Below are 16,018 nucleotides of genomic sequence, written 5' to 3'. Positions count from 1 at the left end.
TATCATTTTTTACTTTTTTTAAAATAAAATAACATAAACATCTGGTTGTATTTCAATACATTACACTAAAATAAAAAGCGTATAAAAGTTCCTTACTAGATAACAGCGGCTTTCAGATTATAATACCCCTCCCCTCACAACGATTGCAACTTTTCTTACATATCACAATGATGTCATGTAAAAGGCTAAAGATAGAGTACATATTCTATAATCACCATTGCATAAACCTCTTACACGCTTTATGCTTTGCCATGAGAGCAAAAGGAAGATGTCAATGTCATCTAAACTGACGCGTAACCAAACATTGGTTTTAAACACTTTAAAAAATGCAAAAGGGCCTTTAAGTGCTTATGCGATTCTCAATCACTTACGCGAAGAAGGCTTTCGTGCACCTCTCCAAGTTTATCGTGCGTTAGAAAAACTCGTACAGTTAAAGTGTATTCATCGTCTTGAAAGTGTAAATGCCTTTATGGTCTGTTTACACCCTGAAAACTGTCAACATGAACTTACAACGTTTATAATTTGCGAAAACTGTGGTACAGTCAATGAAATACAAAATCAAACGATTGTATCGAGTTTAAAACAGATGGTTCAAGCTGTTGACTTCCAAGCCCACAAAAGCACCCTAGAAGTACGAGGTCTTTGTAAAAAATGCGTAACAAAATAAGACCTTGAACTTGCAAGTTCATATTTTTAGCATTATGTTTCGGAAATTATCTTATTGTTTGAAAAGCTCTTATCGTCCTTGCATGTATATCACCCTAGTCTATAGCGATAGGTTTATTATACTCAGTGGAACATAAATATTGAAAGTATAAAATCATGTCCGTAGCTGAGACAATTTTTTCGACCAAAAATTTCAATAAAACGCAACAAAAGAAAGCAATCAAGGCTCTTCTTATTATCTTTGCACTTTTTGTTATTTGGTTTAGCTATAAGTGGGTAACGCAATGGCGTTATATACTCGCTACTGAAGATGCCTATGTGCAAGGAGATATAGCAGCTATTGCGACTAAATTAAATGGATATATTGAAAAAATTGCCATTAAAGCCAACCAAGTTGTAAAAAAGGACGATGTTTTATTTTACCTAGACAATGGTGATTATCAAATAGCCTTGGATCAAACAGAAGCGCATCTTAACACACAGAAAAAAACACTTCTACGCATTGATGCACAAATCACAGCCGCTCGTAGTGCTTTAGATGATGCAAAAGCACAAAAAGCCGCTGCTTCAGCCATAGCAACCAATGCACAACTCAGCTTAAAACGTGTAACAGAACTGAAAAAAAATCGTTATGCTCCTCAATCCGATGTTGATGATGCCAAATCAGCTTATGAACAAGCCATTGCGAATGTTAACAGAGCGGATGCACAAATAGCTGCAGCACGTGCAAATATCCGAGTGCTAGAAGCGCAACGAAGTGAAATAGAAAGCCAAACAAAGAGTTTAGAACTCTCGCGTGAAAAAGCACAACGTGATCTTGATTCGACCATTATACGAGCGCCATTTGATGGAGTTATAGGAAATTTAACAGCAAAAACGGGAGATTTTGTTGTAAATGGCCAACGTCTTGCGGCGTTAGTCCCCATACATGCACTTTATATTGAAGCAAACTATAAAGAAACACAGTTGCAAAATATTCACCCAGGACAAAAGGCTTATATTGCTATTGATGCCTTCAAAAAGGAGTTTTTTACAGGAAAAGTGCTTTCTATTTCGCCCGCAACAGGCGCTGTTTTTTCTCTTTTGCCTCCACAAAATGCTACTGGTAACTTTACAAAGATTGTCCAGCGCATTCCCGTACGTATTTCTATTCCAGAAGAAGTCTTAAAAAACGGACATATCCGAGCAGGAATGAGTGTTTCAGTGAAAGTTGATACACGTACAAAGCCACAAGATAAAAGTCTCTTATAACAAAAAAGTAGAAGATCTTACGATGACATCTTCCATACCAGAGCCCATACAGTCTCAAGAAAGCATTGGATTGCACAAAATTGTAGTTTTTATTGCTATGTCTTTTGGCATGTTTATGGCAATCTTAGATATCCAAATCGTTTCCTCTTCTTTAGCTGAAATTCAAGCGGGGCTTGCAGCAAGCTCTGAAGAAATTTCATGGGTTCAAACCTCCTACCTTATCGCTGAAGTCATCATGTTGCCGCTTTCTGGATTTTTAGGACGATTGCTTTCAACACGTGTTTTCTTTACCTTATCAGCTATCGGTTTTACGATTACTTCTGTTCTTTGTGCAACGGCAACATCTATCGGAGAGATGATTTTATATCGCGCACTACAAGGTTTTATTGGTGGTGGAATTATCCCTAGTGTTTTTGTCGCCTCCTATGTCCTTTTTCCTCCTTCCAAACGTCCCATTGTTACCCCTATCGTCGGACTGGTCGCAACATTAGCCCCCACCATTGGTCCAACCGTGGGAGGTTACATTTGTCATCTCTCATCATGGCATTGGCTCTTTCTCATCAATGTACCCTTCGGGATTATCATATCAATTCTCGCTTGGAAATTAATTGATTTTGATAAAGCTGATCCCTCTTTAATGAAGAAATTTGATTGGTTAGGACTCATTTCTATGGCTACTTTCTTGGGAACTTTAGAGTATGTTCTAGAAGAAGGAGCACGTCATGATTGGCTGAGTGATAGGCTGATTCGGGATTTGTTCATTATTATGATTCTTGCTGCAGCCTTATTCTTCTGGCGTGCTTTTACAGCAAAAGAACCCATTGTAGATCTCTCTACTTTTTCTAATTTTAATTTTTCTGCTGCATCCATTTTTTCCTTTGCACTAGGAATAGGTCTTTATGGACTTACATATCTTTATCCTGTCTATTTAAGCCAAATCCGCCATTATGATGCCCTCATGATTGGAGAAACATTGTTTCTTTCAGGATTCGCCATGTTATTAACTGCTCCGCTTGCTGGATTTCTTTCAGCACGAATGGATGCACGTTTAATGATGGCAATAGGACTTTTGGGTTTTGCAGTAGGCACTTGGATGGCGAGCTCTATCACAGATAACTGGGATTTTTTGCAACTCTTTTGGCCGCAAGTTTTCCGTGGTGCTTCTGTGATGTTGTGTATGGTTCCTATTAATAATATTGCCTTGGGAACACTCCCGCCAGAACGAATGCAAAATGCTTCTGGACTCTTTAATCTCACACGGAATCTAGGTGGTGCTGTAGGGCTTGCCATTATCAGCACTCTCATGACAAAACGCACAGACTTCCATTATGAACGAATAGCTGAAACGCTTAACCACGGAAACAGACAAGCAACAGAAATGCTTTCAAAGCTTACTTTGTTTTTCAAAACAGAAACCTTTGATTCCTATACTCTGGCTCTTTCTCAATTGTTTGGTATGGTACGCATACAAGCAACGATTATGGCTTTTAGTGATATTTTCTTTATCATAACCATTATCTTTGGTACTTTGACAGTTATGACCATTTTTCTTAAAAAAATACCACCTCTCATGGATTCACCACCAAATCACTAAACTTAATTAAAATTGAGAAATATTTTTCATCCTTATGACTTTAGAGCTTCCTATGTACTTTATCTCTTTTCAAGAGACAGTATAAATCAACTTGTGATTCTAAATGATTCTTCTGATAAAAATTCAGTTCAATGCGGGCTCTTTACGCATTTAAAAATAACTTCTCGCATACAAAAATTATCTTAGATGATAATAAATAAAGAGCTTATCTAAAGTGCTCCACACCATAAAGATAAAGCAGCTATTTCTATAAGATTTCTGATTTATCACCATAGAGAAAAAAACGTTAAAACAATATTTGCGCCTGTCATTAAATCTCTCATCTATTTACCCCCCCCTTTTTACGCTACTATCTTCATAAAAACTATTCTGTAAGATTCTTTGTCCTTCACTCTTTTGATTCTCACACGAATATTCATAAAAGATTGATGATTCTTGTGATTTTTATTCACACACCTATTTCCCTTATAATGTGTAGGGTAACATTTTTTGATTCTGAATGCGAAATTTTACATGAGAAAATCATTTTGTATGAGATACTCTCATGCCAATTGCAACTATTCCCTTTTACATAAAAAGCAAAGAGATAAAAACTGTTTAAGAAAAAAGTAAAATATCCAACCGTTTTGATGCAAGATCTACCAACGATATTGAAAACTGGAAAACTGCATGATGATACCGGCTTTAAAAGAATACAAGACCACTCAAAAATCCAGTTCCTTTAATATTATAAAATAGGACGCTATTCCCCAAAAATGAGCTTTAAATATATTCCTAGTCACTTAACTGAAATTATCAAAAATAAGAAATCAGCCACATAAAGAAAAAGTCATATAATAAAATCGCAATACAACTCCCCAAAAACTTTGTACCGCTAAATGCTTTGGCACTCGCCAAAACAGTATGCTCTCCTCAATGCCAGCTGTTAAAAAACAAAATAAACACTATCCTCAAGCCACTTTATGATGCTGAAAACCATTTGAAACTTCTCGTTCTCCACTAGGAACTAAAGTGCCATAACACCCAGAAAGATAATGTGGTATCAGTTCCAACGCTTGAAAGCGATGCTTTTCATAAGGACCAGGCATTGCCAAATTTTCTGTTAAACTATTTGAAAAGCCAAAACGTTGATAAAATTCAAAATCCCCTACCAGCAAAATGGCGCCATATCCTAATTTTTTTGCTGTTTCAATTACATGGCGGACTAAGATTGATCCTATTCCCATACCAGCACATTCAGATGCAACAGCCAAGGGGCCCAAAAGTAAAGCATGTTGTGTTTTATTTTTTCCTTTAGAAAAAGAAACATGCCAAAGACGGACACTTCCCACAAGCTCTCCAAGCGCATTTTTAACCACAAAAGAAAGCCCTTGAGCAGCTAACCGCCCACGACGTAAAGCCTCTGATGATTTACGTTTACGTCCATACCCCATCGTTGAATCAAGCAAAATTTCTCGATAAGGCTTATCGGCTTCTTGCTCCAATGAAAGTGTAAAACATGCCCCATCTTTTGTTTGAAAATTCATCATGTTCATCTCTATAACCGCCCTCTTATAGCGCCATGACGAGCATAGCAAAAAATCCAAAAAACCTATAGTTAAAAGGAAATGTCAGATCACATATGATCGTAAAGGCTCAAAACCATTAAAAGCAACCGATGCATAAGTTGTTGTGTAAGCCCCCGTTCCATGAATCAATATTTCATCTCCTATCGTTAGGGATAGAGGAAGCGGATAAGGTGTTTTTTCATAAAGAACATCTGCGGAATCGCATGTTGGTCCAGCCAAAATACAAGGCTCCATAACCTTATCATCATGAGGTGTCTCAATAGGATAACGAATGGCTTCATCCATAGTCTCAGCAAGACCATTAAATTTTCCAATATCAAGATAAACCCATCGTACATTATCGTTATCAGCTTTTTTGGATATTAGAACAACTTCTGTACGAATAACACCAGCATTGCCAACCATCGCACGCCCAGGCTCAATAATCGTCTCAGGAATACGATTACCAAAATGCTTTTTCAATGAATCAAAAACTGCTGTACCATAAGCTTGTTCTGTAGGGACATCTTTCAAATAACGCGTTGGAAAACCGCCCCCCATATTCACCAACCTCAGCGAAATACCTTCTTGTTCCAAACGCTTAAAAACTGTAGCAGCATCCGATAAAGCACGATCCCACGCACTCAAATCAACCTGCTGAGATCCAACATGAAAAGAGACACCATAGGCTTGCAAACCCAATTGGTGTGCCCGTCTTAGAACATCAACCGCCATATCTGGAACACAACCAAATTTGCGTGACAATGGCCACTCTGCACCTTTTCCATCAGTAAGAACACGGCAAAAAACACGTGCTCCTGGAGCAACACGCGCAATTTTTTCTACTTCTTCAACACAATCAACGGCATAAAGTGAAACTCCCAATGCATATGCTCGTGCAATATCACGCTCTTTTTTAATCGTATTCCCAAAAGAAATACGCTCTGACGTTGCTCCTGCTTTTAAAGCCATTTCAATTTCTGCAACAGACGCCGCATCAAAAGAAGATCCTAAAGAACTCAGCAAACGCAAGATTTCAGGAGCTGGATTGGCCTTTATTGCGTAAAAAATACGAGACTGAGGCAGAGCTTTTTCAAAATTTAAATAGTTGTCACGAACAACATCAAGGTCAACAATTAAGCATGGACCTTCAGAACGATGTGTTGCAAGAAAATCGCGAATACGTTGCGTTGCCATCTGCAATTCTCCTTGAGGGAAAACTCCCCCACTCTATGCTTGGACAGCCAAAGCTGCCAAAAGCTAAAGGACAAAAAACACACAACAACCATCCCCATTCTGATTACAAAAAACCAGAAATTAGCATTGCATGCAGCGAAAGAACAGCGCGAAACCGCGTTATTCTATTTTATCTGCCTTTTTGATTGGAGTTGAGAAAACCACTTCCGCACTGAAGGCAATGAGGTGTGCCTCTATAGTTATCCCAGCATTTAAAAGCTGGAAGACACCAGAAAGGCCCGCACCGTCGTTGCTTCAAGATGTCCTCATTCTTGCAATTGGCTGTAAGAATGACTGGAGCGGTTAGTTCCAGGTACCGTACCGGTTAATCTCACCATTTGAGAACCAGCGGACACCCACAGGCACGTGCGACTTTGGGCAAGGAGTCCTATAAAACGAATTCTTGCTCATTTCAATCATTTTTTTAATTTTAAACATTTTTTAATTCTTAAAGATAAAATGATGCGAAAAAACAACACTCTCCTCCACCAGACAAAGCTATACATCCGCTTTCATGAGATCACACCCCTTACATTATCCGTGCAACATAAATCACTGTCTTGCTTTTAAAGCCCCTCGTTTCTTTGCCCTATTCTATCTCCTAATATCCGCAGCAGAAAATAACGCAAAATAAATTACTCAACACATTAATTTATAATGATAATTTATTATTTTGCCCTTAAACAAAAATCTCAACATAAAATTCTCTTATTTCACCCCTCTTACAATGAATCAATGAAAATCATTCTTTTGCACATCACAAATAAAAAACAATTGAAAAAAGGAGTACCTCTTATACATCCTCTCAAATGCAAGGATAAGCAAAATTGAAAACTGGGGATAGTAACACGACTGAAGCACCATCATCTTTAAAGATAATGATGCCCTTCTCCAACAAATACCATTATCTTTCTTATTTAAATCCTAAAAAAACATCCCTGCTTCCACATCCATTTTACAGCATCACTTAAGCAAAATATCATGAAGAATTCCCCGTATAATATAACTTGTATGATATAGATCAACTACATCTCACCCTCTTTATACTTATGAAATTAAAAACAAACGCCCCCATTCTATCTGCCAACTCCCAATATGGCAAAAACTCCTACATTGAAATGTTTCATAACACCTTCTCTAAAATGATTTTTGTCCACACGTTGCTTCCATTTGCAACGTACAAGTGAATGAGTTTTACGTGTTTCGTTCTCATCTAATCTGGAAGCAATAAAGTTCACAATATTTAACTCTTTTATTCAAATCAAAATAAATTATCATTATAAATTAATGTATTATATTAAATTCTGGAATCATAAATTCCTATTATCATTTTATTTTTCCCACCTAGCATCTGCTTTTTCATCTCCTCTTATTAATCACATCTTATTCATACGCTTTTCTCTTAAGCTATAAATCTCCCTCCCCTGCACTGTTGGTGAAGAGAGTTTCTATTTTAAAATGAAAAGTATTTAAAAACTCAATCCTATAAAATGTCAGGAGAGAAAACGATCTATAATGATTATTTATAAATCAAATAATTTAACATAAACAAAAAGACCGAATAATATCCGGTCTTATAAAATATTTTTTTACCAATATAAAAAACGCTTCTCTCTTAAATTTAAGAGAAAAATGCTAAAATTTACAGCGCTACACTGCGCTATCCTTACGTCCCTTGATGAGAATCAATTGCACGCAACTTCAACAATTGAAACTGCCTATGGCGCTCACGAAAGCGCTCTCTATCGGCTTCACTACGCGTGTTATAACAAGCATCACAGGAAACACCTTCCTCATAATGAGGCGATAATTTGCTTTCAGCATTGATAGGAGAACGACATGCGCGACATAATTCGCGTCCACATTCTTCAAGACCATGTTGAACAGAAACACGCTCATCAAAAACAAAACACTCACCCCACCATAAACTTTCCTCTTTTGGAATTTTTTCTAAATATTTTAGAATACCTCCTTTTAAATGGTACACCTGATCATAACCAAGCTCACGAACATAAGCTGTTGATTTTTCACACCGAATACCGCCTGTACAAAACATAGCAATTTTCTTTTTCTTCTTTAAATCAGCTTCGTGCTTGAGAACCCATTCAGGAAATTCGCGAAATGTTTTAATCTGCGGATCAATCGCTCCTTGAAAACTTCCAATCGCATATTCATAATCATTACGCGTATCGATCAAAATTGTCTCTTCATCTTGAATAAGAGCATTCCAATCTTCAGGATCCACATAAGTACCCACAACTTTTAGCGGATCAACCCCTTCAACCCCCATTGTCACAATCTCTTTTTTCAACCGCACTTTCATGCGATGAAAAGGCATTTTTGATGCCCATGAATATTTAATCTCTGGCGTTTGAAACGCTGGCTCAGCGGTAAGAAAATCCACCAACGCCTCAATCGCAGCACAAGAACCAGCAACCGTTCCATTAATTCCCTCTTGTGCTAAAAGCAGAGTGCCTTTGATATCCTTTGCTTGACATAATTCCTGCAAAGGTTTTTGTAATTGATGATAATGTTTCAAATCTGCAAAGCAATAAAGTGCAGCAACTTTAAAATTCTTTTCCATGTGTTTTGCCATAACGCGCGTTTCATTCAATTTCAAGATTTATTCATGTACTCTTTAACATATTGTGCTTAATCAAACGATACAAATAATATCATCTCCAAGAAGAAAAAATATCATGTGCCAAAAAAGAGAAAAGCTTTTATTATATCTCCAAGGACAAACTGTTATACCTGTTTTGCTCATTGACAATCTACAAAGTGCTGTACCCTTAACACGCGCTCTTGTCAAAGGTGGATTAAAAACAATTGAGATCACCTTGCGAACACCAAATGCCCTCAAAGCAATTCAGAAAATTACACAAGAAGTCCCTGAAGCAATTGTTGGAGCCGGCACAATTCTCAACACAACACATTACGAAAAAGCCGAACAAGCTGGAGCCAAGTTTATTGTAAGCCCCGGATTATCCAATGAATTAATCAATTGTGCAAAAAATAGTGAAATTCCCCTTCTTCCCGCTGCAATGACCCCAAGTGAACTCATGCAAGCATTAAACAAAGGCTATTCATATCTTAAATTTTTCCCAGCTGAAGCCGCTGGAGGTATTTCCTTCATCGAAGCTTTAGCATCTCCCTTCTCTGATATCCGGTTTTGCCCAACAGGCGGTATTACACAAAAAAGTGCAACACAATGGCTCCAACTGCCTAACGTCTTCTGCGTTGGTGGTTCTTGGATAGCGCCCCAACAACTTATTGCAATAAGTGATTGGGATTCGATTACTGCATTAGTATATACTGCATCACAACTTCCCTCTCCCTCGAAAAAAGCTCTTTCTACAATATAATGTAAAGTGCAAGAACATCAGCCCCTTCAACAAAATCAAAGCTTTCAAACATCCTTGCACAATCTTTTAACATTGCCATAGAACCACAAATCATCACCCGATCTTCAGCGAGATGAAATTTGGGGAGTGCTATTGTTTCAAAGCCGCTTGTTTCAAAAAAGCACCTACTCTCCATAACAGTCGTAGTACGCCCCATATGCTCAGAAAGCTCACGAGTGGTCATAAAATAAAATTTCAACTGTTGTGCATATGCTCCAATGAGAGGATCTTGTTGCAAAGAGGAAAAAAGATCTTTTGCATAAATTAACTCATTCTGCTCACGCATTATTTAAATAAGCACAACTTCTGAAAATTTTTCATAAGTGTCAGGATCACGAATAAGGCTTGCAAAAGGAGCCCCCCCCGTCCCAGTTGAAAGAAGCTAAAGCATCAACTTTCCCAATCATTACTCCACAAAAGCGCGCTCTACAACATAAGTAGCAGGAGCATTATTGGCCCCTTCAACAAGACCAAAACTTTCACACATCCTTGCACAATCTTTTAACATTGCCATGGAACCACAAATCATCACCCGATCTTCATCAGGATGAATTTTAGGAAGCCCTGTTGTTTCGAAAAAGCACCCGCTCTCCATAACAGTCGTAATACGCCCCATATGCTCAGAAGGTTCACGAGTAGTCATAGGATAAAATCTCAACTGTTGTGCATACTCTCCAATGAGTGGATCTTGTTGCAAAGAGGAAACAAGATCTTTTGCATAAACTAACTCACTCTGCTCACGCGTTGTTTGAATAAGGACAACTTCTGAAAATTTTTCATAAGTTTCAGGATCACGAATAAGGCTTGCAAAAGGAGCAACCCCCGTCCCAGTTGAAAGAAGATAAAGACGTTTTCCAGGAATAAGAGCATCAAGAACCAGTGTTCCTGTAGATTTTTTACGCATGAGAACTGTATCACCAATTTTAATTTTTTGGAGATGCTCGGTTAAAGGTCCCCCTGGAACTTTTATCGAAAAAAACTCAAGCTGTTCATCCCAAAAAGGACTTGCAATCGAATAAGCGCGATAAATCGGCTTTTCTGCATTTGGCAAACCGATCATAACAAACTCACCCGAACGAAAACGAAAACTATCCGGACGATTCAAACGGAATTTAAATAACCGATCTGTATAGTGACAAACCTCTTGGACAGTAAGGGCGAACACATTCTCAGGAATCGGAAAATCTGCAACGCTGCTGATGTTTGACGGAACATTGGTAGCAGACGTATTCATACTCTTCCCCATATCTTTATTGAACGTTAAATTTTGAATCCTTGACGTGATATAGTACTTGCATAACCATCTGCCAACAATTTTCTTAAAACAAAAATCTCAAGATTAACACTTTATTAAACGAATGAGGAAAATGCGGATACAAATCCCATTCAAAGAAAAACAAAAACTTTGAGTATTAAACAGTCATGGGGCTCTTTTCCCTTTAACACATAATGCATATTTTTCCATTGTAACGCTATAACACTCTCTCGCTTGAGAAAACTTATGACCCAAAAACCTTCAAATAAGAGAGATAAAATTTTTGTTGATTGAACGATAACCGCACGAATCTCCAACAAAATTTCCAGTATTACATCTATTGTTTTCCTTACGGACCTTTTTACATTGCTCTTTCCATAGATATCCATAAATAAATGAGTCTAACGCGCTCTATAAGCGATAAAATTGATTTCACTAAAAACCAATCAAACGATATCCAAATCAACGGGTTTTCTAAATCAACAGTTTTCAATGTATTAGAAAGTGTTTACACTCTGTTTTCCATTTAACAAAAATAACTTTAAATGCATGAGACGACATCCAAAATTGCACAGATGAATGATCTTCCCACTCTTGACAGAAAACTCGTAATGCATTGATTTAGAGTGGTTAATTTAATCATTTTACCTTCTCTAAATAAGCAGCCAATGCAATGTTTAATCCAAACAATCGCACCAGCAACAACAGCCTAATATTGCACTCTTCAAAATGATACAATACAATAAACTATGTTTTATTTTTTTATATGCCTCAACTAGGAAAAATAAGTAAAAAACAAAAGTCTATGTTTTACAAATTATTAGAAGATACCGTGTTGCTAATAACACAAATAAAACTAAAATATCTCTTATATCCAGAGTACCATTTTACATAAAAAACGACTTTAATGGTGTGTAATTCAGTATAAGCTCCTTATGATTTTGACCATGGAAAATAGTGTCTTTCCCTATATCGTAAAGAACCTCAATGAAATAACCAAAAAACTCCGTATTTCACGAACACAGATAAGCTTTTAAAATGAAAAAATCCGTTAATGATGAAATCAATACATCACTCTATGTAGCTGTAGCAACCATCGATGTCAGTGCCATTGTTTCCAATTATATCACTTTAGCCAAACGTGTAGCTCCAACACAATGTTCAGCAGTTGTAAAGGCAAATGCCTATGGATTAGGAGCTCACAAAATTGCTCCTGCCCTTTATCAAGCTGGTTGTCGCACTTTTTTTGTCGCCCAAATCATAGAAGCACTCCAATTAAAAAGCATTTTACCATCAAATGTCACGATTGCTCTTCTGAATGGACTTCCACACTTAGCAGAAGAATTTGTCGCACAATCTGGTATTGTTCCTGTTCTAAACTCTTGGAATGCCATTGAAAATTGGCAAAAAATTTGTCAAAAAAAAGATAAAAAATTTCCAGCAATTGTTCAAATCGATACCCATATGAACCGATTAGGACTGGATCAAAAAGAATTACAAAAACTCATCAAACACCCTACAATTTTCGAAAAAGCAGAAATAAAATATATTCTCAGTCACCTCGCGAATGGAGAAGACAAAACACATTCATCCAATTATACACAATTGGCTACTTTAAAAACCATCCTTGCGCAATTGCCTGCTTGCAAAGTTTCCTTTGCTAATTCTGGAGGTATCTTTCTAGGATCAGATTTTTATTTTGATCTTGTTCGTCCAGGCATTGCGCTTTACGGAGTTGATCCGCGAGGAAAACACCCATCACCTTTGAAACCTGTTTTAAAACTTGAAGCCCAAGTCATTCAAAACCGCGTTGTTGATGCAAGAGCACCTGTTGGTTATGGAGCAAGCTTTATAACCAACAGACCAAGCACTCTTGCAACCATTTCTATAGGCTATGCAGACGGTTGGCTCCGTGCTCTTTCGAATAAAGGAACAGTTTATTTCAAAGGGCACAAACTTCCCATGGTTGGGCGGATTTCTATGGATTCCATTATTGTAGATACGACCGATCTTGATCAAAAACCTCAAACAGGTGACTGGGTAGAACTCATTGGACCCCATCAAACACTTGAAAAAGTATCTATAGATGCCGGTACCCTTCCCAATGAAATTCTAACATCTCTTGGCTCCCGCTACAAATACATTTACATATAAAAACTCTTTAAAGAAATAAATTGATAAAAATCATCATCGTAGAAAATTGAGGGGCTTTTACGAAAGATTTTACAACAATCAATCACATAGAATGGTCATAGACACCGCACATTCACAGAAATCTCAAAATAGACAAGTGGATGGGCTGTTTTATGGAAGTAGCTTTCACCCAAAATACAAAAGCTTAGCCTTTTCTCCATAAATTGACAAAAAAGAATCTACTGCAAAGCTTTTAAAATTAATTGCCCAATGAAACCAAAATATTAACTCTCTATATATCAAAAAAACATCCAGTCTCGTAAGTTTCTCTTATTTTTAGCTTTTTTCATAGTGAAGCAATCAAAATCATTCGCTTGCATACCACAAGCTGGACTATGTGTAGATAAAAATGATTTAAGGAAGGAATAATACCTCTTATGAACCACCTCAAGTGCCAAGGGCTATACCCATTAGGCGCTGGCAAAGTATATGATAGTGCCAGCTTCCTCCTTCATAGAGCGTAAAGATAGTGGTGCTCAATGGATTTATCGTTGCACCATTACGGATGAAGGGTTAGACCATTTTAAAGCGGCTTATCCTAATGAAAAAATCACGAAAGATGATTTATTCTATTACGTTTATGGGATTTTCCATTCAAAAGATTATCGTACACGTTATGCACATAATTTATGCAAAGAATTGCCTCGTATTCCTTGTGTAAAGAGTGCCGATGATTTTTGGAAGTTTGTAACAGCAGGACGTGAATTGGGTCATTTGCATGTAAATTATGAAGATGTGGAACCTTATCCCGTGACCTTTAAAAAGGGTAATCCAAAAATTACAGAGATCTCTAATCCAGAAAAGTTTTATTATGTAACTGAAATGAAATTCGCAAAAGCAGGTAAAGAAAAAGATAAATCAACTGTTATTTACAATAGCAATATCACAATGACAGATATACCTAAGGAAGCTTATAGCTATATTGTAAATGGTAAATCCGCTCTTGAATGGGTTATGGGGCGTCAATGCGTAAAGACTGATAAAAAGAGTGGCATTATTAATGATGCCAATAGCTATGCTGTTGAAACCGTTGGCAACCCTGCTTATCCATTGGAGTTATTCCAAAGGGTTATTACTGTAAGTTTGGAAACAATGAAAATTGTTAAGAACTTACCAAAATTAGAAATTAGAGAAACCGAATAACTTATAAAGCATGCTCAGATGATAGGCATGTTGACCTCACAAGGGGTATAGAGCTTATAATCATATCTATACCTCTTTTGTTAAGTTGCTTACATATAATCCTAAAAGGATAGTCTATATGCGTTATTCTAAAAAGAAGAAACTTGCAATTTTAGATACTCTTATTTGGATTGCCTTTAAAAGATTATATCGTAATCTAAAATGATAGCTTTGTTTAAAGAGGGTTATATATATATATTCATTTTCTTATATTACTTATAGGTTTTGAATGTTTCTACCCCCCCCAAAACCCCTACAAAACATATAGCATTAGTTGAATTTACAGGTTGTATTTTGATATAAGTTGTTTTTTTTTGAAACTTGATAAAAGTTAACATATTGAAATATAATAAACTTTTATTTTTTATTGAAAAATATGTAAAGGGGGCGGCGTAAAAAGCACCTCCAAAACCCCCAAAAACCCCTAAACCTCCAAAACTCATAACCATAATGGTCTTGATAACATTTCTTATGAGTTACAAACTATCTTTTGAAAGGCTTTAAAGATTACATACTCTCATAAGACATGTTTTAATCATTCACTAAATGATCACTTTTGTCGCTTCAATGTACTGACATAAATTGACAAATATATATTTACAGTTGTATTTATTTGTTATGGCAGTTTTAATAAGTTGTATTTTGAAAAATTCATAAAACTTAACTTATTGAAATATAATGATTTTAATTTTCTCTCATTTAAAAAAAATGATATAGGTTCTAAAAAGAACTGACAAAAATGACAAAAGTTTATTAAAAGGGATTTTGCTCATCTCTATAATGATCAGTTTCTATTGAGATGTTTTCATAAGTGTTTTCATAACGGTCTATAAATCACAATTATCATATATCCTATTTATCATTTCTCTTATGAACATGAAAAATGATGCCATGGCTATAAAGAACATAACAGCTATAGAGAAAGCAAAAATGCAAATGAAAGCATTTGTTATAAGAGCGCGGTGCTATTAAGGTCGTTTAAATTAAAGCCCCTTATAAACAAAATTCACAAAAAATTTAAAATTCATTTAGTAACAAAATTGATAGGTTATAAAGTTTAAAATACGCATTATGAGAGCTTTTCTAAATATTATAAATGTATAGATTCAGAAAATAACGCAATCGTTTAATAAAACCTATAATATAGCTTTAAAAGCACATAAATATAAAAGAAGCAATTAATAAGCATAAGATATTATCAATACATAACGTATTTAAAAAATAAGAAAAAATATCAAAAAAAATTATAAATTAATTGACAATAAATACGTATTTTGTTACACAAATAATCAAGTGATTAACAAACACTAAACATGTAGCGGATAGATTACGATACAATCTTTCCAAAGCTTTTAAAAACTGGCTATCTTTTATGCTTTAATTAGCATATATGATGATTTTGTCGGGTGTGCTTACACCATACAATACCCTTATGGGAAAAGTGTAAGCAACGGACTACATGCCGTGTTTGTTAACGCCCGACGCCCTTAAAGGGTTGTCAATAACAAACATATAAACATGTAGGTTTTAATTATGAAAAATATCTCAAACAACACCCCCGTTATCTCTAATATTGCAAATGAAACCGCGTCTGTTAATCAACAAGAGCCTGAAAAAAAATACGAATTTATTGATGATTGTGAATATATCGATGGTCATTTCTTAACTCGAATTAGAGCCTTAAGAGATT

Annotated in this window: 9 protein-coding genes and 2 pseudogenes; 6 read left to right on the top strand and 5 right to left on the bottom strand. The window is 36.2% G+C overall.

All coding sequences use genetic code 11. From position 1 onward, the window contains the following. Positions 1 to 274: 274 nt before the first annotated feature. The 3 genes from ACFIJP_RS07865 to ACFIJP_RS07855 all read left to right on the top strand — a co-directional run bounded on the left by ACFIJP_RS07865 (position 275) and on the right by ACFIJP_RS07855 (position 3,511). Positions 275 to 667 carry a Fur family transcriptional regulator gene (locus tag ACFIJP_RS07865; RefSeq protein ID WP_015856750.1) on the top strand — a complete coding sequence of 131 codons (393 nt, stop codon included), beginning with the start codon at positions 275 to 277 and terminating at the stop codon, positions 665 to 667. A 155-nt stretch (positions 668 to 822) separates the two neighbouring features. Continuing rightward, positions 823 to 1,917, top strand: a complete 1,095-nt coding sequence (locus ACFIJP_RS07860; RefSeq protein ID WP_375626789.1) for an HlyD family secretion protein — start codon at positions 823 to 825, stop codon at positions 1,915 to 1,917. A 22-nt stretch (positions 1,918 to 1,939) separates the two neighbouring features. Next, the gene (locus ACFIJP_RS07855) at positions 1,940 to 3,511 is read left to right on the top strand and encodes a DHA2 family efflux MFS transporter permease subunit (RefSeq protein WP_375626788.1); all 1,572 of its coding nucleotides are present in this window, start codon (positions 1,940 to 1,942) and stop codon (positions 3,509 to 3,511) included. Positions 3,512 to 4,461: 950 nt separating this feature from the next. Here ACFIJP_RS07855 and ACFIJP_RS07850 read toward each other — a convergent pair. The 3 genes from ACFIJP_RS07850 to ACFIJP_RS07840 all read right to left on the bottom strand — a co-directional run bounded on the left by ACFIJP_RS07850 (position 4,462) and on the right by ACFIJP_RS07840 (position 8,878). Beyond that, positions 4,462 to 5,046 (bottom strand): GNAT family N-acetyltransferase, encoded by a 585-nt coding sequence (locus ACFIJP_RS07850; protein WP_375626786.1) that lies wholly within the window; start codon positions 5,044 to 5,046, stop codon positions 4,462 to 4,464. A gap of 75 nt (positions 5,047 to 5,121) precedes the next feature. Next, positions 5,122 to 6,255 carry a type III PLP-dependent enzyme gene (locus ACFIJP_RS07845; protein ID WP_375626784.1) on the bottom strand — a complete coding sequence of 378 codons (1,134 nt, stop codon included), beginning with the start codon at positions 6,253 to 6,255 and terminating at the stop codon, positions 5,122 to 5,124. Positions 6,256 to 7,960: 1,705 nt separating this feature from the next. Continuing rightward, positions 7,961 to 8,878, bottom strand: a complete 918-nt coding sequence (locus tag ACFIJP_RS07840; RefSeq protein ID WP_375626782.1) for a rhodanese-related sulfurtransferase — start codon at positions 8,876 to 8,878, stop codon at positions 7,961 to 7,963. A gap of 115 nt (positions 8,879 to 8,993) precedes the next feature. On the opposite strand from ACFIJP_RS07840, the gene eda reads away from it, so the two are divergent. Continuing rightward, positions 8,994 to 9,659: a bifunctional 4-hydroxy-2-oxoglutarate aldolase/2-dehydro-3-deoxy-phosphogluconate aldolase gene (gene eda / locus ACFIJP_RS07835; RefSeq protein WP_375626780.1), complete on the top strand. Its 666-nt coding sequence runs from the start codon at positions 8,994 to 8,996 to the stop codon at positions 9,657 to 9,659. On the opposite strand, the pseudogene ACFIJP_RS07830 reads toward eda, so the two are convergent. Together ACFIJP_RS07830 and ACFIJP_RS07825 are read right to left on the bottom strand one after the other, a co-directional pair. After that, positions 9,638 to 10,080, bottom strand: a pseudogene (locus ACFIJP_RS07830) (ferredoxin--NADP reductase); the annotation flags it as partial. The gene eda and the pseudogene ACFIJP_RS07830 sit on opposite strands and share 22 nt — an antisense overlap. Positions 10,081 to 10,104: 24 nt before the next feature. Then, complete coding sequence (locus tag ACFIJP_RS07825) at positions 10,105 to 10,932, bottom strand: ferredoxin--NADP reductase (RefSeq protein ID WP_375626778.1); 828 nt, start codon at positions 10,930 to 10,932, stop codon at positions 10,105 to 10,107. Positions 10,933 to 11,991: 1,059 nt separating this feature from the next. On the opposite strand from ACFIJP_RS07825, the gene alr reads away from it, so the two are divergent. Continuing rightward, positions 11,992 to 13,107: an alanine racemase gene (gene alr / locus ACFIJP_RS07820; RefSeq protein WP_375626776.1), complete on the top strand. Its 1,116-nt coding sequence runs from the start codon at positions 11,992 to 11,994 to the stop codon at positions 13,105 to 13,107. Positions 13,108 to 13,635: 528 nt separating this feature from the next. Further along, a pseudogene (locus ACFIJP_RS07815) lies at positions 13,636 to 14,289 on the top strand (type ISP restriction/modification enzyme); the annotation flags it as partial. Positions 14,290 to 16,018 lie beyond the last annotated feature (1,729 nt).

The organism is Bartonella sp. MU37NMGALS, from assembly GCF_042194015.1.
Lineage (GTDB): Bacteria > Pseudomonadota > Alphaproteobacteria > Rhizobiales > Rhizobiaceae > Bartonella > Bartonella grahamii.
This window is presented reverse-complemented; position numbering and strand designations above follow the sequence as displayed.